The sequence below is a fragment of the Agarivorans sp. QJM3NY_33 genome (genome assembly GCF_050870865.2).
Lineage (GTDB): Bacteria > Pseudomonadota > Gammaproteobacteria > Enterobacterales > Celerinatantimonadaceae > Agarivorans.
This window is the reverse complement of record NZ_CP194039.2, coordinates 389314-413074: the sequence shown is the minus strand read 5'-3', so window position 1 is coordinate 413074 and position 23761 is coordinate 389314. Positions and strand designations below refer to the sequence as shown.

At 43.8% G+C, this 23761-nt stretch carries 16 protein-coding genes; 7 read left to right on the top strand and 9 right to left on the bottom strand.

Translation table 11 applies throughout. The features are described from left to right. Nucleotides 1-13 precede the first annotated feature (13 nt). A complete protein-coding gene (locus ACRRSY_RS01795; RefSeq protein WP_432464263.1) occupies nucleotides 14-1381 on the top strand; it encodes an alpha/beta hydrolase in 1368 nt (455 codons plus the stop codon). A gap of 113 nt (nucleotides 1382-1494) precedes the next feature. On the opposite strand, the gene ACRRSY_RS01790 is transcribed toward ACRRSY_RS01795, so the two are convergent. Beyond that, nucleotides 1495-2412, bottom strand: a complete 918-nt coding sequence (locus tag ACRRSY_RS01790; protein WP_432460708.1) for an AEC family transporter — start codon at nucleotides 2410-2412, stop codon at nucleotides 1495-1497. A 215-nt stretch (nucleotides 2413-2627) separates the two neighbouring features. Here ACRRSY_RS01790 and ACRRSY_RS01785 point away from each other — a divergent pair, with 215 nt between their 5' ends. After that, a complete protein-coding gene (locus ACRRSY_RS01785; protein WP_432464262.1) occupies nucleotides 2628-4178 on the top strand; it encodes an AbgT family transporter in 1551 nt (516 codons plus the stop codon). Nucleotides 4179-4264: 86 nt separating this feature from the next. On the opposite strand, the gene ACRRSY_RS01780 is transcribed toward ACRRSY_RS01785, so the two are convergent. The 5 genes from ACRRSY_RS01780 to ACRRSY_RS01760 all read right to left on the bottom strand — a co-directional run bounded on the left by ACRRSY_RS01780 (nucleotide 4265) and on the right by ACRRSY_RS01760 (nucleotide 10187). Continuing rightward, the gene (locus ACRRSY_RS01780) at nucleotides 4265-5488 is read right to left on the bottom strand and encodes a glycoside hydrolase family 53 protein (protein WP_432460706.1); all 1224 of its coding nucleotides are present in this window, start codon (nucleotides 5486-5488) and stop codon (nucleotides 4265-4267) included. Between the two features lie 557 nt (nucleotides 5489-6045). Next, nucleotides 6046-7128 (bottom strand): ABC transporter ATP-binding protein, encoded by a 1083-nt coding sequence (locus ACRRSY_RS01775; protein ID WP_432460705.1) that lies wholly within the window; start codon nucleotides 7126-7128, stop codon nucleotides 6046-6048. A gap of 43 nt (nucleotides 7129-7171) precedes the next feature. Next, nucleotides 7172-7984: a carbohydrate ABC transporter permease gene (locus ACRRSY_RS01770; protein ID WP_432454916.1), complete on the bottom strand. Its 813-nt coding sequence runs from the start codon at nucleotides 7982-7984 to the stop codon at nucleotides 7172-7174. Between the two features lies 1 nt (nucleotide 7985). Beyond that, nucleotides 7986-8870, bottom strand: coding sequence for a carbohydrate ABC transporter permease (locus tag ACRRSY_RS01765; RefSeq protein WP_432454917.1), 885 nt, complete (start codon nucleotides 8868-8870; stop codon nucleotides 7986-7988). A gap of 75 nt (nucleotides 8871-8945) precedes the next feature. Further along, nucleotides 8946-10187, bottom strand: coding sequence for an ABC transporter substrate-binding protein (locus ACRRSY_RS01760; RefSeq protein WP_432464261.1), 1242 nt, complete (start codon nucleotides 10185-10187; stop codon nucleotides 8946-8948). A 377-nt stretch (nucleotides 10188-10564) separates the two neighbouring features. Here ACRRSY_RS01760 and ACRRSY_RS01755 point away from each other — a divergent pair, with 377 nt between their 5' ends. Together ACRRSY_RS01755 and ACRRSY_RS01750 are read left to right on the top strand one after the other, a co-directional pair. After that, nucleotides 10565-11605: a LacI family DNA-binding transcriptional regulator gene (locus ACRRSY_RS01755; protein ID WP_432464260.1), complete on the top strand. Its 1041-nt coding sequence runs from the start codon at nucleotides 10565-10567 to the stop codon at nucleotides 11603-11605. Nucleotides 11606-12008: 403 nt separating this feature from the next. Next, a complete protein-coding gene (locus ACRRSY_RS01750; protein WP_432464259.1) occupies nucleotides 12009-13745 on the top strand; it encodes an HD domain-containing phosphohydrolase in 1737 nt (578 codons plus the stop codon). Between the two features lie 4 nt (nucleotides 13746-13749). Here ACRRSY_RS01750 and ACRRSY_RS01745 read toward each other — a convergent pair whose 3' ends face one another. The 3 genes from ACRRSY_RS01745 to ercA are packed head-to-tail and all read right to left on the bottom strand — an operon-like array spanning nucleotide 13750 to nucleotide 17947. Continuing rightward, nucleotides 13750-15075 carry a hybrid sensor histidine kinase/response regulator gene (locus tag ACRRSY_RS01745; protein WP_432464258.1) on the bottom strand — a complete coding sequence of 442 codons (1326 nt, stop codon included), beginning with the start codon at nucleotides 15073-15075 and terminating at the stop codon, nucleotides 13750-13752. Next, nucleotides 15059-16753: an ATP-binding protein gene (locus ACRRSY_RS01740; protein WP_439033343.1), complete on the bottom strand. Its 1695-nt coding sequence runs from the start codon at nucleotides 16751-16753 to the stop codon at nucleotides 15059-15061. Before ACRRSY_RS01740 ends, ACRRSY_RS01745 begins: the two co-directional genes overlap by 17 nt. Nucleotides 16754-16786: 33 nt before the next feature. After that, on the bottom strand, nucleotides 16787-17947 hold the full coding sequence (ercA, locus tag ACRRSY_RS01735; protein ID WP_432464256.1) for an alcohol dehydrogenase-like regulatory protein ErcA: 1161 nt from the start codon (nucleotides 17945-17947) through the stop codon (nucleotides 16787-16789). A 1253-nt stretch (nucleotides 17948-19200) separates the two neighbouring features. Here ercA and ACRRSY_RS01730 point away from each other — a divergent pair. The 3 genes from ACRRSY_RS01730 to iolG all read left to right on the top strand — a co-directional run bounded on the left by ACRRSY_RS01730 (nucleotide 19201) and on the right by iolG (nucleotide 23666). Next, nucleotides 19201-21369 carry a methyl-accepting chemotaxis protein gene (locus tag ACRRSY_RS01730; RefSeq protein WP_432464255.1) on the top strand — a complete coding sequence of 723 codons (2169 nt, stop codon included), beginning with the start codon at nucleotides 19201-19203 and terminating at the stop codon, nucleotides 21367-21369. A gap of 376 nt (nucleotides 21370-21745) precedes the next feature. Then, nucleotides 21746-22564, top strand: a complete 819-nt coding sequence (gene iolB, locus ACRRSY_RS01725) for a 5-deoxy-glucuronate isomerase (RefSeq protein WP_432454922.1) — start codon at nucleotides 21746-21748, stop codon at nucleotides 22562-22564. A 118-nt stretch (nucleotides 22565-22682) separates the two neighbouring features. Next, entirely contained in the window at nucleotides 22683-23666 is a 984-nt protein-coding gene (iolG, locus tag ACRRSY_RS01720) for an inositol 2-dehydrogenase (RefSeq protein ID WP_432454923.1), read from the top strand. Nucleotides 23667-23761: the final 95 nt, after the last annotated feature.

The following is a 23761-nucleotide window of genomic DNA, read 5'->3' as shown; positions in this document are numbered from 1 at the left end:
GCGAAGGATCAGCATGAAGCATGTTCAAATTTGGCTCGGCAAACTTTTTTTAAGTAGCACACTGTTGCTCTCAGGCCTTAGTCTGGCTCAAAGTGAGCCAGAAAACTGCGTTAATATTAATCAACGGCAAGCGCTGATTGAGCAATACATTGAGCAGGCACCCTATCGTCAGGCACGAGAAGGTGGCAGCGCTCACTTTAGCTACCAGCTGCAACAAAGCTATCCACAATACCTGGATTATGCGCGTCAGGTTATCGCCGAGAGAAATCCACGCGCCAACATGCAATGCCCCCTTAGCACCACGACCTATCGTTGGTTGGCCAAACAACAACAGTGGCAAGGTAAAGCCAACGTACAGCAGTTATTGGCACCATTTCAGCTGACTCACCCCAATAAGCAAAAGCTGGTGTTATTGATCCACGGCTTAACCGACTCGCCCTTTCATTTTCATGACTTAGCCTGGCAGTTTTACCAGCAGGGTTTTGATGTAAGAACGCTGCTATTGCCCGGTCACGCGACCGCTCCGTCCGATTTGCTAAAGGTCACTTATCAACAGTGGCAACAAGCGGCAGACTACGCCATCGAGCGCAGTCTCAAAGACTACTCCCAGGTCTACCTCGGCGGTTTCTCTACCGGTGGAGCCTTAATTCTTAGCCACCTATTGGCCAACCCACAACACGCGGCACAGGTTCAGGGGGTCATGTTATGGTCTCCTGCATCCAAAGCACACAGCGGCCTTGCCTGGCTGGCAAAATATGTGAGTTGGTTTAGTCGCTGGCTGGATAAAGAAGGCGATGTAGACTTCGCCAAATACGAATCCTTTGCCTATAACGCCGGGGCGCAGGTGAACGACTTGATGAACCATCTAAACAAGCAGTTTCGTAACAGTAAACACTTACCCAATGTGCCGCTTTTAGTGGTTGCCAGCGAGCAGGATCAAACCATCGATACCCGCGCGACCCTGGCCATTCTAGAGCAATGGCATCAGCCCGCCAAACGCAGTGCCACCGCTCAGGACATGCTGATTTATTATGGCGATCCGGCGAGCATTCCAGCCACTCTGGCCAAGGACTTAAGCATCAGCACGCCGCGTTGTGCCACCGCCTCTTGCGAAGCAATTCAAGGGATTGCCCATACCGCAACCATTAATGCGCCGAGCAATGCCCATTATGGGGAAAACGGCGACTATCGAAACTGTAGCCACTACCTCAAAAACCTAAAGCGCTACGCGCAGTGCAAGCAAGACAGTGACGTGGTGAAGGGCGAAATAAGCGAACAGAACTTAAGCCGTAACCCCAAATTGCAACGGCTGAGTTACAACCCTTATTTCCAGCAAATGCTCGGCAGCATTCAACAATTTATTGCTGCGACTGAGCAATAACACAGCGCTAGATCTGAAGCCCGGCAGCGACACCTTGGCTGTGCAAAACAGCAACATGAGAAACCGCATGCCATGATCTCGGGTGAGTGGAACCCGCCCACCCGAGAGAACGCTTAAATCAACTGTAAAGAGGCCAGAGTCACCAAACCTACGCTCACACTGAGTGCACTAAACATCGTGGTAAAGGCCACAATTTCGCCGGCCATTTGGCCATGTTCAGTCATCTTGCTGGCCATCACATAACTAGCCGCCGCAGTAGGGGTGCCCATCATTAAGAACAGCAGGCCAATATCACTGCCACTAAACTGCATATACAGTGCAAGGGTCACCGCCAACAATGGAATAATAATCAGCTTACAGGCACTGGCCCAGAGCACTGGCGACAAATTACTTTTAAAACTCTGCCATTGCAGACTGGCACCGATGCAGATCAAAGCCAAAGGTAAGGTCATGTTGGCAAGATACTGACACGTTTTTGCTACAACATCTGGCAGTTGCAGCCCCAACGCCGAGCATAGCAGACCCGCCAAAATAGCAATGATCAGTGGATTCTTAAGCAAGCTACTGATGATACGGCTACGCTTGGCACCCAATAGTGCAACCGACACCACATTAAAGGTCATCGTCATGAAAGCCAGGAATAACGCTGCTTTGGGTAATACATCCATGCCATAGGCATTGAGCACCATGGCAATGCCAATAATCCCCATATTGCCGCGAAAAGCCCCCTGAATAAACACACCTTGGCGTCCACCGCGCAGCCAGGGTCGACTGACAACAAACAGCAGCAGCACACTAGTCAGGGTAAATAGCACCCCCAATATCACCAGAGAGAAATCTAAAGAGTGGCTCAGGGGATTAGAGGCGGTGCTCAAAAATAGCAAACTCGGCAAGCTGATGTTAAACACCAGACTATTGCCTTGTTTGATGAAATTCTCATTCAACACTTCACGACGGCGCAAAAACCACCCCAAACACAGCATTAAAATAATCGGACCGGTGGTCGAAAGAGCAAACATCCAATGTTGCATTGGTATTACCGCCTTAGCATATTATAAAAACAACCAAACAAAACATATTAAACCACCAACCAAACCACGTGTGGTTTTATTAACTCAAATCAAAGAAGAATACAGTGAATTAAACTAATTTACCGGCGATAGTTTTCTTTATGCCCAGTCAATAGGGTTCAATCACAACAAAATCAACTGAACCGAAGAGTTTAGAATATAACCTAGAGGTAAATATGAGTTCAACAACCGCCACACCCACTGCCAAGGGTGGCGTCGCCCGCATGCTTGACACTGTAGAACGCGTTGGCAATAAACTACCGGATCCCGCGGTATTATTTTTAGGCGCCCTATTTTTGGTGTGGGTGGTGTCTGCACTGCTCGCCAATGTCCAATTTGCTGAAATTGATCCACGCACTGGCGAAGCCATTTTTGTCAATAACTTATTAACCGGAGAGGCGCTTGCCGGCTTCTTGTCTGGCATGGTAACCACCTTTACCAGTTTTGCTCCACTGGGGGTGGTACTCGTTGCCATGTTAGGCGTGGGGGTTGCCGAGCATTCTGGCTATATTAGTGCCGGTTTAAAAATGATGCTCAAGGTCACGCCGAAACAACTGCTGACGCCTTCCATCGTATTAGTCGCAATCATCAGCCATACCGCAACCGATGCCGGTTATGTACTGGTGATCCCGCTGGCCGGGGTGATCTTCTATGCCGCTGGACGGCATCCGCTGGCCGGCATCGCCGCCGCATTTGCAGGCGTGAGTGGTGGCTTCTCCGCAAACTTTATTCCATCGGCGATCGACCAGTTACTGCAAAGCTTTACTCAAAGTGCGGCGCAGGTTTTGGATCCAGCGATTCAAATCAACCCGCTCAACAACTGGTTTTTCTCCTCGGCCTCCAGTCTGCTGATCATTTTAATTGGCTGGTATTTGACCGATAAAGTTATCGAGCCACGCCTCAAAGATACCCCCGTGGATGGCGACCCGGAAGATATTCCTCGTTTCGATGAAATCACCCAAAAAGAACGCTTTGCCTTTAAAGTTTCTTCGGCGGTGATGTTCGCAGGCCTAGCAGGCTTATGGGCAGTCTCGGCCCCTGAAAGCTCTCCACTACGCTCAGCCAGCGGCTCACTGGTCGAATTCTCGGCGCCATTAATGCAGTCAATCGTACCGCTAATTTTCTTACTGTTCATTATTCCCGGCACCGTCTTTGGTTTTATCGTGGGGAGTTTTAAAGACTCTCGAGACGTGATCCAGGCCATGAGTAAATCGATGAATGGCATGTCTTACTACATTGTAATGGCCTTCTTCTGCGCACTCTTTATCGCCGCCTTCAGCCAATCTAACATTGGTGCTCTGATGGCTCTGAAGGGTGCCGATACGCTCAAACAGCTGGCCTTGCCTAGCGCTGTGACCGTGGTGGGAATGATCCTCTTAGTCGCTTTTGTGAACTTGTTTGTGGGTTCTTCTTCGGCGAAATGGGCGCTGATTGGGCCAATTCTGGTTCCGATGTTAATGCAACTGAATATCTCGCCCGACTTAGCCCAGGCGGCTTACCGGGTCGGAGACTCGTCATCCAATATCATTACTCCCTTAATGCCTTACTTCCCACTAGTGGTCGTGTACTGCCAGCGTTATGTGAAAGGCACCGGCATCGGAACGCTGATGTCACTGATGCTGCCTTACAGTCTGGTGATGCTGGTGGTATGGACAGCATTTTTACTCATCTACTGGGGACTGGGTTTACCACTGGGCTTACAAGCAAGCTACAGCTACGGCCTGTAGCTCTCAAACTTTAGATATAACAAAGGCGACCCTATGCATTGGGCCGCCTTTTATATTCAGAGGCATGTAACTCGCGTAACTAGATTTTATTGACCACTAAATACGTCTATGGAAGGCAATACGTTACCTTCAAAGTCGAACATATTTTGGTTGTCCCAGTTATTTCCTTCATACCAAACATCATTATTATATTCCATGCCGGCAGCAGTAGCCCAAGTTACGCCCTTCACTGGCAACACCGCAGGTTCCCAATAGAACATACCCAAACCTTGTTGCTTGTCCAAAGTGTCAAGCATATTCATTAGATCGGCTAAAAACTTAGCTTGGCCTTCAATGGAAGCCTCATAACCGTCTACCAAATTACTTGCAGTAAAGGTATTCTCTAAGTCATCACCATTATCTAAAGTAAATGCGTAAGCCGTTTCAACCACCATCACTGGCTTACCCGTTTCCGAAATCCCCGCTTCTAAAACTGACTTTAAGTTACTGAGCGAACCATGCCAATAGGGATAATAAGACACCCCCATAATGTCAAAGTCGATGCCATAAGCGACAGCCTCTTTAAACCACCAATCGATCTGATTTTGAGGATTGGCAATATGCAAGATGATCTTCACAGTTTCGTCTTGCTGATAAGCGGCCCGCACAGCGTTAGCGCCGGCATCAAATAATGATAAGGTTTGATCCCAGCCAGCTTTCCAAATATAACCATAAGGCCATAACATACCGCTATTGGTTTCGTTACCGACCTGCACCATATCCGGCATCACGCCAGCAGCACGGTGAGCAGCCATCACTTCCGTCGTATAAGAACCCACTTTGGCAACCAGCTGAGAATAATCGAGATCTTTCCAAGCTTTTGGCATCGTCTGATGACCAGGATCCGCCCAAAAGTCGCTGTAGTGAATATCCAACAGATATTGCATCCCTAAAGCATGGGCTCTTTTTCCCATGTCGATAGCCTGGGCCAAAGTGCTGGTACCGCCACCGTATGCTTCTCCATCTTGATTGAAAGGATCGACCCAAACACGCATTCGAATCGCGTTTAATCCATGTTGTTGCATAATCGCTAAAGGATCGGTTTGCACACAATTGTCAAAGTATTTGCCTCCATGCGCTTCCACCGAAGGAACATAAGAAACATCAGCCCCTTTGATAAATCCGGAGTGCAGACTAGGCACCGGAATAGAGAGTTCCCCAAAGTCCACCTCACACCTTGCGGCCTCCTCAGTCGAACTCGACCCACAAGCAACCAAAAATAAGCTGGCTAGCACTACGACAAGCCAATAAAACTGTTTTCCTATTTGCATACTTCATCCCAAGCATCAGCATACAGTCTCGGTTGAATCCAACATCTAAGATTCAGATAACTATAGCTGTCCATTTAAATTTAAATACACGTACACCATCTAAATAAAATCGCATCTAATGAATAAAATTAGACACTATTAGTCATGTACACCCAATTAAATAATCGATTAAATATTACCTCAATAAAAACAAAACATAACACCATTAAAAATATAAAAACTCAAAACACAAGCTCTAGCAAAGTTATATAAAATAGATGGTAAAAATTTACCGATATTATTAAGTAGCGCTCTACTTTAAAATTCATATTTTAAGAAACACTGTTTCAAGAACAAGCAAGAAACTGTAGAAGGAACGAAGCGTACGCTTTACAAATTAGCATTTAAAATCAATCAGATGACTTTCGAAACGTCTTTTTTAATATTAGAGGATTAGACGCTCCATGAACTTGAAATAAAAAAAGACCCTACATTATAAGTGAAGGGCCAAAGACAAAAATAATTAAGCCAATAGAATATAAAATACGAGACTTAAGGCATATTAGCAAAGGGGCTATTTATATTCGAACACCATCTTTATCAAACAAATGACATTCATTACTACTAAATGTCAAATTGAAATTATCATTCTCTTCAGATAATTCTCGGTCACGAGGTAAGTGCACTTTAAAATGTTCAACACCACAAGCTTGACCAAACATATAAGTACTATTACCCAACCTCTCAACTAAATCACACTGAAAACGAAAACGAACATCCCCTTCTCCTTCGACTTCTAAATGCTCTGGACGGATCCCTAATTTAACACCTTGACCCGGATGAACATTCGCAACATTTGTGTCGATAAGTAATTGCTGCTTATCCAAAGTACTTAAAGTGACATGATGACCATTCACTTGTTCAACACGAGCCGGAATAAAATTCATCTTAGGTGAACCGATAAACCCTGCAACAAATTGATTCGACGGACGATGGTATAAATCCATTGGTGTTCCAACTTGTTCGATATTGCCATCTTTTAAAACCACAATTTTGTCGGCCAATGTCATCGCTTCCACCTGATCATGAGTCACGTAGATCATGGTGGTTTTTAGTTTTTTATGTAGCTTGGATATTTCGATCCGCATATCCACTCGCAATTCTGCATCAAGGTTAGAAAGCGGCTCATCAAATAAAAATACCTTAGGGTCGCGCACTATAGCCCGGCCAATCGCGACTCGCTGACGCTGCCCTCCAGATAATTCTTTCGGCTTACGTTCCAGTAAATGACTGATTTGCAAAACTTCAGCAGCCTCAGCAACCAATTTATTGACCTTATCTTTAGGATGCCCATTCATCCGTAGGCCAAATCCCATGTTTTGCTCAACGCTGAGATGAGGGTAAAGAGCATAAGACTGAAACACCATTGCCACACCGCGCTCAGAGGGATCCTTTTGGTTGACCAAGTCCTGACCAATATAGATATCTCCATCGCTGATCGATTCCAAGCCGGCAATCAGTCGCAGCAGCGTCGACTTACCACAGCCCGATGGTCCAACAAAGACCACAAACTCACCATCCTCAACCTGTAAATCTATGCCATGAATAGTTTCAAGCTTACCAAAACGTTTGATGACTTTTTTTAACTGTATATCAGCCATAATAAATCCTATCTTTTAATCCTAAATGCTTGGAGTACACAGCCTACTTAACAGCCCCAGTCATACTCGCCACAAACTGTTTCTGCATGGCAAAGAAAATAAATAAACTCGGTAAGGTTGAGATAACCGTTGCTATCATGATCAAACCGAAATCTGGAGTATAAGCAGAAATAAAACCAGACAACACCAAATTAATTGTTTTCAACTCGCTCGATTGCAACACAATCAGCGGCCACAAAAAGGCATTCCACGAAGCCATAAACACAATAATGAAGGCTGCGGCATAACTAGACTTCATGATTGGCATATACACAAAGGTAAAGATCTTCCATTCCTTCACACCATCGACCCTAGCCGCATCAATCAATTCTCGGGGGAAAACTTTAGTGCACTGACGAAAGTAGAAGATGATAAAAGCACCGGATACCGTTGGTAAAATTACCGCAAAATGGGTATTCAATAACCCAGCCTTAGCAAACATAGTGAACAAGGGGATCATTAATGCGGCAAAAGGGATCATCATGGTTGCCAACAACGCGACATAAACGCGATCTCGAGCCTTACTTTTAAAAACTTCGAAGGCATAACCCGCCAACGAACAAATCAGTAAAGTAAAGATAGTGCTAAGAATGGCGATTTTGCTGGTGTTCCAAAAAACCCGAGCAACATCAATCTGATCCGTTAAGTTGTTGAAATTGACCATCAGCTGGTCGCCAAAGCTCAATTTACCACTATTGATCTGTGAGCTACTGTTAGTACTAGACACCAGCATCCAATAGAAAGGAAACAAAGAAACAAAGGTCATCACAATTAAAAAGCCATACATTGCGATACGACCAAATCGAAATTTAATCAAATTATTTATCCTTAGCGACTTTAAATTGGATCAATGCAAGCACAGCAGCAAAAGTAACAATCACGTAAGATACGGTTGCTGCATAACCAAAGTTAGGCACAAACTTAAACGATAAGTTATAGATGTACATCGACAAGGTCATCGTCGAATTTGCAGGCCCGCCACTGGTGATGTTAACCACCTCATCAAAGAGTTGCAGAGTCCCTATGGTCGAGGTAATACTGGTAAACAAAATCACAGGTTTTAATAAGGGGATAGTAATAAAGAAAAACTGTTTAATAGGGTTAACCCCGTCAATTCTTGCCGCTTCATAAATGGACTTATCGATATTTTGCATCGCCGCCAAATAGAAGATCATGTTGTAACCCGTCCAACGCCAAGTAATCGCGATAATAATGGTCACTTTTGCCCAAAACGGATCCGATAACCACGGGATTGGGTCGGCAATAATCCCAGTCCATAACAGAGCGACATTCAGTACACCATCAAAACCAAACATGCTCTTAAACAAAATCGAATAGGCTACTAATGATGTCACACAGGGTAAAAATATCGCGAGTCGAAACCAACTACGAAATTTCAATTGAGGAGCGTTTAAACAAGATGATAAAGCTAGCGATAACAGGATCATGATCGGCACCTGCACCACTAAGAAGATTAAGGTGTTACATAAAGCTTGCTTAAATACGGGGTCATAAAATAATCGAATAACATTACCGAACCCGACAAACTTAGTCACCACCCCCTTACCCGAATGGAGAGATAACCATAACGAGCTTACGATGGGGTACAAAGTCATCAATGCCACTAAACCCACGGCAATACTTACAAATAGCCAGCCATTAATATCGTACATACGATGGAGCTTGGCTTGTGTTCTAGACATCGAAACACCTTCCAGAAAAAAGCGACTTAAAAGTTGAATGCGAAGGCCACGAAAGTGACCTTTTAACCGCCTTACTTATTGAATTTGGTACTTAAGATTATTATTTAAGCTTTCCAATATCTCATCTACTGGCGTACCAGAAAGTAATGATGGGATCAGAGCCGACAAAGCATTGTCCACTTCTTGGGTATACATACCGTAAGGTACTTTCGGGATCTGAGCGACCCACTTGGAAAAGTCGCCATAGACTTTTTGTCCGCCAAAGAAGGCATCATCGACTTGGTAGGCTTTACCCGTTTTAGCTGGCAGATAAGTACTTAAAGCCCCCCGCTCAACTAACAATTTCTGGTACATATCAACATCGCCACCAAAGGTTTTATCCAAAAAGTCGATGGCTAATTGAGGCTGTTTACCCGCACTCAATACGTACCAGCTAGAACCACCTTGGTTAGAAGCATGAACGGAATTGGCCAGATTCAATTTAGGGATCGGTGCGACCCCCCATTGACCAGATTGGCTGGCTTCACTTTTCACTGAGCCAATCATCCACACGCCAGAAGTCACCGAAGCAACCTTGCCGCTGTTGAAGCTACCCACAAAATCAGACCAGCCCGATACCGGACGAACAATTTTTGCATCATGGATCGCTTTCACTGTTTTCAATGCTTCTTTTAAAGCCTTGTTATGCAAAATGTTCAAACTACCATCATGATTAAAGAACCACTCGCCACCCGACTGCATCAAAATATGGATAAACACGGTGTCTTGAATATCAAACCCCATCATATATTTGCCTGTGGTTTGCTTCACTTTCTTACCGATATCGATGTACTCATCCCAACTGATACTTTGCAAATCATCGGCACTGATTCCCGCCTGCTTCAACAAGTCACGGCGATAAAACAACCCCGCAACCCCTGAATCAAAAGGCAAGCCATACACGTCTTTACCAACAGTCATCACTTCGACTTTGTAAGGTGCAAATTGACGATAGTCAACCACCGACTGCATAGCTTGAAACGAACCGGGGTAGGCATTCAAATATTTTTGAGCGTTGTAATCTTCGATCAATACAATATCAGGTAGGGCAGACGTCACGCCCGAGGCTAGCATGGTGTGTAATTTTTGCTCCACATCTTCTTTACCTGAAGCAATCACATTTAAGGTAAAATCAGGATGATCTTTTTGATAAACGCTTGCCGCTTCCTTCAATGCTGCAACGTTAAAATTAGGATCCCAAGCCCATGCCGTAATTTCAGTGGCTTGAACACTACAGCTAGCTAAAGCTGCAATACTTAATAGTTGCAAACGATTCATCTCTCCAATCTCCATACTGAATGCTGAATGACAATGGTGGTAACGTTTACATTATTAAGCTTACGATGAGTGCTTACAACATCTAGCAAATTTCATTTCGGCCTAAAAGCGCGTGGCATCACATCTTTTGTAGTTTTTATGCGAAATATAAAACAAGGACAGCAATTCACAGGTAAAAATTTACTAAATTTTACCTCCAACTGAGAAATACAACAAAATGCCAACAAATAACCAACAAACATGCTGTTCTATCACTCGAAATAAGATAATTTATTTGGCGAGGGGGAATCAACTTGGAACCCACCACTAGTTTAATCGTATACTGCTACCTCTAGAGCAATCCGCTAGATATCTGAAGTATTCTAAGAGATTAAAATATGGCAAAACTCAGCGATATCTCGAAAATGACCGGAGTTTCACCGTCAACGGTGTCGCGCGTCATTAATCAAGATCCAACCTTATCGATTAGTCATGACAAACGTGAAAAAATATTAGAGGTAGCCGCCAGCCTAGCTTACCTTTCACCTAGGCAGCGTAGACAAAACCAACCCGAGCAGCAACGTATTATTGCTCGGGCCAATTACCAACGCGGCCACCAAAGCCCAATTCAACTGTGCGTGGTTTATCATCATTCCGCCGAGCAAGAGTTAGATGACCCCTATTTCACCTATATTCGCCTTGGTCTAGAACACAAATGCCAAATGCATGACATCACGCTTAAACGAGTATTTAAAAAAGACTTATCGAAGCATGAACGGGAATTGAGCCAGTCAAATGGCGTGATTTGTGTCGGTAATTTCACCGATGCAGAGATCGACTATATATTGTCGCTTAATGCCCAGTTGGTCTGCGTTGATTATTCCCCCAACGCATTAAATGTCGATACGGTCTTATGTGATCGAACCAAAGCTGCTGAATTCGTGGTCAACACCATGCTGAAAAATGGCACGCAACGGCCAGCCTTTATTGGTAATCAAGATGAGCGACTCCAAGTTTTTAGAGCTTTAACCCAACAACAAGGGCTCTACGATGCCGCACGCTGCATCGTCAGTGAACGCTTTTGTATCGACTCTGGTTTTGATGGTATGAACAAAATGTTAAGAAATTGTACGGCGCCCGATATACTATTTGCTGCAACCGATATTGTCGCAATGGGCGCGATTAAGGCGATTCATCAACATGGAATAAGGATTCCTGAAGATATTCAAGTGATTAGCATTAATGACATCCCAAGTGCAGAACATCTACATCCCAGTTTATCCACCTTACGACTCTACCCCCACGATATGGGAGAAACGGCAGTATCACTGCTGCTTGAACGGTTCGAAGGGCGGTGCGTGAGTAAATCAGTGATCGTTGGTTTTCAATTTATTTGGCGTGATAGTTTTTTGAAAAACAAAAGTAATGAGTCTAAATAGACGTTTCAATCCGGCGTAAAGCCAACAAGAAGGAAAACGATTACCCCTAATGTGTCATCCATTTGAATAAAATTGTAACCTTCACGCTGAGAAGAGAACTCATTTTAAGTCATAAATAACAAATGACTGCAAAAATTGTAAGACTTTGATATAGCTTTTCGTCTTCAGTTAAAAATAGCTTGCTCAAGTCGATTTATACTGAGATATTAAATTGATAATACAAATCGTCAGTCTTGTTCACACATGAAAACTGTCGATTTTAATCAGTAAACCGTTAACTAGAGACAAAGCTCCCATTTTCAGGGATATTGATTCGCTGAGTGAGGCATTAGTCATATGCACTGCTGAATCAGCACCTATGTGCCTTTCATTGACCACACTAAGTTATAAGGAGACAACTTAAGTGAAGGAGCTTCTGCGCTATTGTTTGCTACTGACTCTCTGTCTTGCCTGCCCAACCAGCTACGCCGCAGAAGGAAAACAGCACATTCTGGTATTACATTCTTATGACTCAGATTATGAATGGACCCGAGAATTTCAACGAGGCATTAGAGACGCAGCCGATGCTGCAACCCACCCACTTAAGCTATCCGTCGAGTATATCGATAGTAAACGTTTATACTCCCAAGCCTACTATCAGAAACTAAAAGAATATCTGGCAATAAAGTACCAAAATTATCATTTTGACGGAGTACTGCTTACCGACGATAACGCCCTTCGCTTTTTCAAGCGTTTAGATATTCCCAATCTGAAAAATCTACCCACCGTTGCGGCAGGCATTGGTGATTTCGAAGCCACTCTCAGCCCGACCACAAACAAAGGTACCGTCCTTTTTGAACTCGACAATATTCAAGAAAATTTAGCACTCATTATTAGACTCAGGCCTAAGTTGAAACAACTTTATTATCTGGCTGATTCCGGGGTTTCCTCTGAGCTATTAAGAACGCGCATAATGACTGCCTTAAAAGACTTACCCAACTTAAAATTAGTCGAAATAAGGGATAAAACGCTGCAACAAACTAGCAATATTCTCGCTCAGATATCCCCTGATGATGCAGTGTTATTAACTCACTATAATACCGAAGTGAGCAACAACATTTATCATGGCTATACCAAGACCGCACTAGAACTATCCGCAGCTAGCAAAGCCCCTATATTTGTACTTTGGAACTTTTACCTCAAAGGAGATGTATTAGGTGGCTACGTCAACGGCTCTTACAAGCAAGGCGTGCAAATGCTGGATATTTTGGGGCGACAATTGCCAAAACCAGTTAAGACCCCCATCGAAGTAAACTCCGATCAAGCGCCAGTATTTCAATACCACGCCTTAAAAAAATACCAAATCGACGAATCATTATTGCCAACAAACTCAAAGGTAATCGGTCGACCGATTTCATTTTGGGAACGCAATCACCTGCTGTTTTTTATCGCGGGTAGCATTATCTTTGCTCTCATTTTAGTGATTGTGCTACTCAGTTATCTGCTTAAACGTCGCCAAGAAATGAGTAAAAAAGATAAGCAGATCGTTAACCTACAAAGCCAAACACTGCAGATCCAAAAGAAATTAATTCATGTGCTAGGTAACTCGATTGAAACCCGCTCGGGGGAAACAGGCAACCATGTGAAGCGAGTGGCCAAACTTTCGGCTCACCTCGGTAAACTGATAGGGCTTTCGGCCAGAGATTGCGAAGTATTAGAAATTATTAGCCCGATGCACGATGTAGGAAAAATTGGCATTCCAGAAGCGATTTTAAATAAACCTGGGCGGCTCAGCGCTGAAGAAAGATCATTAATGGAGACCCATACCCAAATTGGCTACCAACTGCTACATAATGACGATGGCGATATCATTGCGTTGGCGGCCATTGTCGCGCTAGAACATCACGAACATTGGAATGGCAACGGTTATCCACATAAAAAGTCAGGAGAAAAGATCCATATTTACTCCAGAATTACGGCGATTGCTGATGTATTCGACGCATTAAAAAGCCAACGTTGCTATAAAGATGCCTGGCCTCTCGAACAAGTCATCGAGTATTTCGAACAAAGTAAAGGTGCACAATTTGACCCAAACTTGATTGATCTTTTTCTAGAGAACATTGATGAATTTGTGTCGATACGAAATCTATATCCCGACTAAGGCATTAAGGCATCGCCTTCAGCGGAAAAATAATCTTAAATCGGGTCCCTTTCCCTGTAATACTACTACAACGAATTTTTCCTTGTAGGATCTGCGACACTTGATTATAAAGCAGGTGCATGCCTAAACCTCGGCTCCCAGCATAACGTCGAGTCGTAAAAAACGGCTCATATATTTTAGCCATCGTCGCCTCATCCATACCAATGCCATCATCACTATAGTTAATCGTCGCCATCTCTCCTTCACGACGAATACTAATATAAATATGACCCGGCTTTAAATCCGTAAAGGCATGACATAAGGAATTCCCCACTAACTCGCTAATTACTTGTAAAATAGCTCCTGGAAAACTTTCGACAATCAATTGATGAGTGCCACTAAGTTCAATCTGATGTTGAGAATGCTTAAACTCAGTATGCAAATACTGTATCACTTCACCGATGTAGCTATAAAGATTGAAGCGACTCAGCTCTTCACCCGAGACATCAACTGCAAGCTGTTTAAAGCCCGTGACTAAATCGGAAGCTCGCTTAATGTTGTTACTTAATAGATCGCTCGATTCTAAAATACCCTCGATCAGTTGGTTGACATCGCGGCGAGATACGCGGCGATCATCAAGCTTTATTTTTAGTTGCTCAATTTCGCCTTGAAGAAAAGAGGCTGCGGTCACGCAGATCCCAATAGGGGTATTAATTTCATGAGCAACCCCAGCAACCAAGCCTCCTAAAGATGCCATTTTTGCCGATTCTATCAGCTGATTCTGGGTCTGTTGCAGATGTTGATAAGACTGTTGCAATTCCGAGGTTCGAACCTCTACCAGCTGCTCAAGCTGGATCTTATGTAAACTCAGTGCTTGATTCGCTTTGGCCAAGGCGAGCGTACGTTCATCAACTAACTGCTCTAAATGTTTTTTATAGTCTTCATTTTCAGTTAATAATCTGACTTTTTCCAAAGCCTTATTGATGGTGTGTTCCAATATGCCAAGATCATTCACAGGCTTAATCAGATAATCGTATGCACCAAAGCGTAATGCGGCGACCGCATCCGCTAACTGTCCCGCACCGGAAATAACAATTATGGCGATATTTGGGTATTGTTGACTGGCGACTTGAATCATTTCCAATCCTCCCATTACCGACATCCGCAAATCGGTCAACACCACATCAGGACGCTCCATCTCCATTAGTTGCAATCCATCACGACCATGCTCAGCAAGTAATACGCGATAACCGAGATCTTCGAGCTGGTCAGCGATGCTCTGACGAATCACTTTTTCATCATCGACAACCAAGATCGTGATGTCAGGATTGAGCTCAGTGACTTGAGTCATAAACCCCACCTTTCGCAACCGGTAGTCGAATCACAAATTGACTTCCCCCACCCGGCGTTGACTGCACTCTAAGCTCTCCACCATGATGCTCTGCAATAATAAAATAAGAGATACTCAAGCCCAAACCCGTCCCCTCAGGCTTGGTAGTATAAAACGGTTCAAATACACGCCCTCGGATGGCCTCATCCATACCTGGACCATTATCTCCAATCTTGATTAGCACACTATCTGAATCGGCTTCATAGCTAATAAACAAGCAAAGCCTCGGCGCTTTCACTTGTGCTTGTTGCATGGCATGGGCTGCGTTACGCAATATATTCAACATCACCTGCTGGATTTTACTCGCTTCACAAGAAACCAAGGGTAAATCATTCGCATATTGTTTGATGATATTAATTTTTTTAAAATCGTACTGTTTTTTCAGATCATAATCTGTTGCGGCGAGCTCTAGGGTTTTATCTAACAACTCGGCCATATCATAATTGGAGAAAGCAAGATCGCTCTTGCGAGAAAAGCTCAGCATATTATCAACAAGATCTGCGATCCGCTGACCAGACTGATTAATGGTCTCAATCATCCTTAACACACCACGCTGTTCCATAAAGCGACATAATGCTTCGAAATCAAGCCCAGCGGCTTCTGCAGCTTTAATATTCGCAGCTAGCGTTTTATTGGATAAGCGGTTAGCCATCACATTGGCCGTTTGCATCATGCCAGCCAATGGATTATTTATCTCATGCGCCATACCTGCAGCCAAACCGCCGACAGAAAGCATTTTTTCACTTTGGACGATCAGTTCTTCTAAGCGGACCGTTTCGCTAACATCATCCAATCTCACCACCGCTCCTTTGTCCTCATGAGAAACTAGGGGATAAATCGTGAGGTTTTCATAACGAGTTTGCCCATCCAGCAAATAAGGTTTCTTAAGCCTTAGTTTTTTTTGTCGTGTTTCTATTGCCGCGTTAATATTGACCACTTCATCTGCGAGTCTAGGAAAAACTCGAATCAGTGATTGACCAAGAGCTTCGGTTGCACTAAGCCCAGTAACCCGGTGTGCCTCACGATTCCATTGGCTCACCTTCCCTTGAAGGTCAACCCCAATTAATACCGAAGGCATAGAGTCGATAATATTAGTAATATAATTACGAGCTTCCTTCAACGACGCTTCTGCTTGTTTTCGCTTGGTTATATTTTGAACAATACATTCAATAAATGGTCCCATTTCCCCCGTTTGAAGTGATGCATTGAGCGAAACGTCGATTATCACTTGATTATATTGTTTGAATTGAGTCTCGAAAGCGATGATAGATCCACAATCCTGTAATTTACTTATCAATTCGTCGTAATGTTCTGGCTTGGCAAACAACTGAGTTCTGATGTCAGAAATAGCACTGATCTGCTCAAGTGAACAATACGCGCATATCCGCACCATGGCGGGATTGGCAATAATAATACGGCCGGTCAGCTCGACTTGAAAAATACCATTGAGCGCATCGGCGAAAATTCGCTGATACTTATCTTTCTCTAACTTCAATTCCTTTATTTTTTTTTGAAGTTCGGGGTAATAACTTTTCTGAAAAGAAAATTTACCCAATCCAATAATATCTTGTAACTGCTCCTGACTCTCCGATAAGAGTTGAGCCATATCTGCTTTATTACCCTTTTCAAGCGCCATCATCAGGTCCTAACCAAATAAAATTGAGTAGAAAAATCACATCGCTTCTTCAAATATGATTTTAATATCCTCTGCGGTCGCTTTACGGGGATTGGTGATTAAACAAGCATCCTGAACCGCTTTTTTTGACAATATAGGAATGTCGCTGGCATGCACTCCTTTTTGCCGTAACTGATTCATAATGCCAACCTCTTTTTTTAAGGTCTCTATCGAAGCAATCAGTTGATGCTTTATCGCGTTACTCGTTAAACCCTTCATCTCTATTCCCATCGCTTCTGCGACAGGTTTATATCGATCAACAGCACTGTCAAAATTATAATTGATGACATGTTCTAGCAGCATCGCATTACACTCTCCATGCGCGAGATCAAGATACCCGCCTAAGCTATGCGCCATCGCATGCACCGCGCCCAAAATAGCATTCGAAAAAGCCAGACCCGATTTCATACTGGCTAACATAATATTTTCTTTTAAAGCAACATTGGTCGGATCCTTAATTAATCCAGGTAAATGCTGCCTAATCAACTTGATCGCTTCTAGTGCATACATGTCAGTCAATACCCCACTACCGGTAGATACAAAGGCCTCAATGGCATGAACCAGCGCATCAATGCCAGTACAAGCGGTCAAATAAGGATCCATGGTAAGGGTGGTTTCAGTGTCAATCAGTGAAACATCGGGCACGATTGATTTACTGATAATCGCAATCTTCACCCGCTCCTGTTGATTGGCAATAATACAAAACTGTGAAACATCGGCAGACGAACCTGCAGTTGTAGGGATGAAGATAAGGGGCGGGACTGGTAACTGAATTTTATCAACCCCCTCAAATTTGAGGATATCTAGATTATTGGTGACCACGATACCAATACCCTTAGCGCAATCCATTGGACTCCCACCGCCAATTGCGATAATAATATTGCAGCTATGCTGGTGATAGACCTCTGCGCCCAACATCACCTCAGTCGAGCGAGGGTTCGCCGAAACATCGGCAAACACGTGGTAAGCAATTCCATTTTGTTGCAAACTCTGTTGTACATCTTCCAGCCAACCGGCTGCGATGACCCCAGGGTCCGTCACCAACAGTGCCTTTTCCACCGAAAATTGCTGTGCATATTTGCCAACTAACATCCTTGCTCCTGCACCAAAAATAATCTCCGGTGCAACAAATTTCCGTAAGTTAAGTAAATTGGGCATTCCTGTCTCCCTCACTAGAGACGATTGATCTTTGGTGATCTATTTAGTGTGAAATAAAAATAACTTACTCGCGGCAAGAACGGTGTCTAGTTAATCAGCCAAGTAAATCCCTCTCAACAAAGCTTAAAAACTTTTAGTCGAACCTTCGGTAGAGCATTGTTCTTTATACTGGGTTACCCTTCATTCATGTCGATTGCTACATTTCACATGATCGGCCTTGATTCGCCACCACAGCTTGAAAAAGTGACAACTAAAGACCAACGAGCCTAGGTCCGATTCAAACATCTAATCTTGATAAGCTACTATATAATCCAGTGTAGGGTAATAGTGATTAAAAGCGAGTCATTGAATATAAAAACAAAAATAGATGGCTAATAAAATGCAATTATAAAGTAGAAACTTGAATCTAAAATCGTTAGAAAACAATGACTAAAATTGAATATTCAATCGGCCATGGCCAAAGATGGGGTTCAACTTAGCTTTAAACACTGGAGACAATGCTTATCAATACCCCATAATAAAAAAAGTTCCTGCTATTTCAGCGTTAACCAAGTCACCATCTAAACCAAACGATCTCCTATTATTCATCAACTAGAAATATCATCAGCAATGGTGCTCATCCAAAAAAATATATTTTATTATTCCTAAAAAATTTGAACCGCATCCAAACAAATAGAATATGCAATATAACCATTGTTTTACAAATACTTAAGCTAAGTTCAATTTATTTGTAAATTTAAAACCCCGAACTATAAATATAATTGAAGCAGTAGTAGAACCCAACCTAATAATACGTAATCTGTTAATTAAGTTAAGCGACTATAGTTTAATTGATCGTAAGCGTCTTCCCTACCGATAAGCACAGGGAATTAACGCAGATAATGAAAATGTAAGTAGTACGTACATCTGTAAATCATATAGAAATTCAAAGGTGTGAAACTAGTAAAGTAAACAATGAAGTTCATAGTATATACCCCAGCAATGAGAGTTATTTTATGAATAAATCATTTTCGATTCTCATAAAATAATTCGTATATAGGAACAGAGAATATGCATAAGTCAAAAATATCTGGGGTTTAGCTCGCAGACAAAATTTATACTAAATGACTCGGCGAACTAGAGATTATATAGCGTTTATTCATTCATCGAAGAATGAAACAAAATAACTCTATGATGAATGAACCCTCAACTTTCATCATTAAATCACTCGGTTTTTTAGCCAGTCACGAATCATAGGCATAGGGCAGCGCGTCATGAAACTACAGTCAATTCAAGCCAAAATAACACTCGTCGCAGGCTCCTGCCTACTCGTCACCGCCAGCGTTTTAGTTGCATTGAGTGTCTATTCTGCCGCATCATCGCAACGATTCGTCTCAACCAAAGCTTCCACCTTAGTCGAAGATACCGCCTTAAAACATCTTGGAGCAACAGCTTCTACCTATGCGGCATCGGTGAGTCGACGCTTAGAAGATGGATTAAGTTCTGCTAGGGCCTTAGCCAAAGCAGCCTCAGCCGCAAAAAATTATGACCTTGCAAATAACACCACCACCCTAAATCGCACGGTTTTTAATAACATGCTCCTCGAAGTCCTCAAAAGTAATGCCGATTTGAACGGTGCCTATAGTTGTTGGAATCCAGATGCTTTTGATGGCAAAGATCAACTGTTTAGAGTTGACCGCGACGGCAATAATCCACAAACTGGCCGCTTCACACCTTATTGGACTCGAAATAGTTCCGGAAGAACCGAGGTACAAGCCTTGGTTGAATACGATTCTACAGAACCACATCCCAATGGCGTCATTAAAGGCGCATGGTATCAGGTTCCCAAAAATGAACGGCATGAAACCGTAACCGCTCCCCTGCCCTACATTGTACAGGGCAAGAATATCTGGCTGGCCACTCTATCGGTGCCAATCATTGCCAACGGCCAATTTTATGGGGTCGTTGGAGCGGATTACGACTTAGCCTTTGTGCAACAACTCAGTGAACAAGTCGCTGCAGAGATCTATCAAGGACGGTCTAAAGTGGCAATTATCTCCGCTCAAGGCCTCTATATTTCCAACAGTGCTCAGCCCAATAACGTCGGCAACTCGATCGCCAACGTTTCAAGCATCAATAGCGCTGCAGTCATCTCAACCATTAAGGCTGGAAAACTAGCCATTAATACTGTTGAGGCGGATCATACGCTGCAAGTGTATGCCCCTATTACACTAGGACAAACAGGAGAACAATGGGCCATCGTCATTACCATTGATAAAGACTTAGTGTTGGCAGAAGTAAACCAGTTATCCAAAGAACTTTCAGAGAACAATAGCAGTGCGATTAATTGGCAAATTGGCGCTGGCCTAGTGATCTCTATTTTTGCGATTATGGTCTTGCTCAGTATGGCGAAAAACCTCACTAAACCCATTTTAAAAGCCGTAGAAATGGCACAGTCGATTGCCAAGGGACAGTTTAACAATCGACTTAATTTTAACAGTACCGATGAAGTAGGTCAGTTATCGCATGCGCTTGATAACATGGCCGATAGCTTACAAAAACAAGTGGTGATTGCCGAACGAATCGCTAAAGGCGACTTAAACTTAGAAGTCACTCTTGCTTCCGATCAAGATCAACTAGGCAAAGCACTCTCGCAGATGGTTGGCGACTTAAATCAACTGGTCGGTCAAATCCGACAACGCTCAGAAGTAATTGGCAACAATGCAGGTAAGGTCTCTGATCTAAGCCACGATCTCGCCAGCGGAGCGACTCAATCGGCCTCAGCGGTTACCGAAATTAGCGCCACTATCACCGAAATAGCCAGCCAAATTCGTCTCAGTTCTGAAAATGCCAACAAGGCGAATCAATTGTCAGTTCAGTCCGCCAGCTCTGCGAGCATCGGAAACCAGTTAATGGAAGAACTACAAACTGCGATGAAAGATATCGAGAGCTCAGGACACGAAATTAACAATATTATCGACACCATTGAATCTATCGCAGAACAAACTAACCTATTGGCTTTGAATGCAGCGATAGAAGCAGCCAGAGCAGGGGATTATGGACGAGGATTTTCGGTGGTGGCTGACGAAGTTCGTAAACTAGCCGCGCGTAGTGCCGAAGCGGTTCAACAAACCTCAGTCCTGATTGACACCTCTGCCAAGCATACTCAGAGAGGTATTGAATTGTCCCATCAAACGGGCTCAGCTTTGGACGCCATTGTAAAAGATGCCGGTGAAGTGGCGATATTAGTCAATGACATTGCACAAGCATCCAATGAACAAGCCTCAGGTTCAGAGCAGGTGAGCTTAGGAATTAACCAAATTGACGAGGTGACTCATCAAAACGGTAATAACTCTGAAAGCTGTGCCAGCGCAGCCACTGAGCTTTCAAAGGAATCTCAAGAGCTAAATAATCTGCTTCGCCAATTTAAATTAAAGCGCTAAACAACGAAACGAATACGCAACAAGCCAGCTGTTATACAAGGTGGCTTGCTCAGCCTCAATGTAACTTCCTGTCCATGGTTTAATATTCTCCTGTCAATTCCCTGAGTTTAATCGATGGTCAAAGCCGCCAATTCATACCGCGCCTTAAACAGCACTATGCCGCTAGCCCATCCTTCGTTGTTTACACCAACCATCGATAGATGCGCTTCAAGCAATCGCCAATCAAGTCGGCGCTAACAAATGTGGTGGCTTTGTTTAAAACTTGTTAAATAGTCCACAAAAAATCATCAAATACAAAATTAACAATGAAATTTTAATTCCATATAGCTAGAGTAATGAAAAATACATTTTATCTTAATCGATGGAGTATTCACTTATGCCTCGCTTGTTATCTAAATATCAACCCCACAACAATCAAGGATTAGTCCAAGAGATCACCCCCCAATCGGCAGGTTGGCAATATGTTGGTTTTAAAGTCTATGAACGGCAACGGGGTGAATCGTTTACCCTAGACGCAAGCGACAATGAAAAATGTTTGGTGTTGGTCTCTGGGCGAGCAACCATCAAAACCCCACAACAAACCTTCGCTAATATTGGCGACCGAATGAGTCCCTTTGAAAAGAAAAAACCCTATGCTGTCTATGTCGCTATCAACGAAGCGGTGACCATTGTTGCGAATAGCAAGCTTGAGTTGGCTGTCTGCGAAGCACCCGGAAAAGGAAATTATCCAACACGACTGATCACACCAGCGCATATTGATGCAGAGCATCGAGGCCAAGGCAGAAATCAACGTTATGTTCACAATATTCTCCCCGATAGCAAAGAAGCCGATAGCCTGCTAGTGGTAGAAGTTTACACCGAAGAAGGTTGTACCAGTTCGTATCCCAGCCATAAGCACGATCAAGATGCCGAGCCTAACGAAACCTATTTGGAAGAAACCTACTATCACCGCCTCAATCCACCGCAAGGCTTTTGCATGCAACGAGTTTACACCGATGATCGTGAGCTCGATGAATCTATGGCAGTCTATGACAAAGACGTGGTGATGGTGCCCAAGGGTTATCATCCGGTAGCGACAATTGCTGGCTATAACAGTTACTACTTAAATGTAATGGCAGGACCCACTCGAAAATGGTTATTTGCATGGGAAAAAGATCACGCTTGGATTAACTCTGCAAGCTATGTCAGCGCATAACTCGAGGCGACAATGAAGCTTCAATTAATTTATGTAAGGCCCCCATTACCCAAACGTAAGCCCGCTCAATTATGTTCAACGGTGGGTTTTCTTCTGTCACACCCGTAAGGAGCACAACATGTTTAATATCGCACTGTTCGGTGCAGGACGGATTGGACAAGTCCATGCTGTCAATATTGCCAATCATCCACAAACACGCTTGTATTCGGTGATCGACCCCTATGATGTGAATGCCGAGCAACTCTGCCAGCAGTATGGCGCGCAACGTCAGACTCTTGAACTAGCCATGCAAGATGAGCAGATCCATGGCGTATGTATTTGTTCAGCAACAGACACCCACGCCGATTTAATAGAACTTGCCGCCAAAGCAGGGAAAGCGATCTTCTGTGAGAAACCGATTGACTTAGATATCAGCCGTGTCCGCGATTGCCTGGCCGTAGTGAAAACCCATCAAGTACCGATCCTAGTAGGCTTTAACCGCCGCTACGATCCTCAATTTCGGGCATTAAAACAGCAGTTGGACCAAGGCGCGATTGGCGCACCAGCCACCCTCACGATTACCTCGCGGGATCCTGAGCCACCACCAGCCGAATATAGTCAAGTGTCTGGCGGCATCTTCCGAGACATGACGATTCATGATTTGGATATGGCCCGTTTTATTCTCGGGGAAGACCCGCTGTCAATTTCAGCGCATGGTAGCTGTAAAGTCGATCCTGCGATTGGTGAAGCGGGTGATATCGATACTGCGGTACTGATCCTCAATTTCCCCTCGGGAGCCATGGCGGTAATCCAAAATAGCCGTCGCTCAGGCTATGGCTACGATCAGCGACTCGAGTTACATGGCGAACTCGGGATGCTTCAAGCCGAAAACCAACGAGAAAGTCTGGTGAGCCAGTGGACACATACCGGGCAACATGCAGCAAAACCGATGCTTTTCTTTCTTGAACGCTATAAGGACGCTTACATTGCAGAGTGGCAACACTTTGTGGATGTGCTGAATGGCGCAAGCCCAGAATGTTCAGGCGATGATGGGGAATTGGCACTAAAAATGGCAGATGCCGCTTTACTATCGCTCAAGTCAGGTATGACTGTGGCCCTATAAGCGCCTCCTACCAGACAAGGCTTGAGATTCAAACAATTTTTTCTGTTGATAAAAACAAGCAAAGCCGCGTACACGGCTTTGCTTGTTCTCTCAAT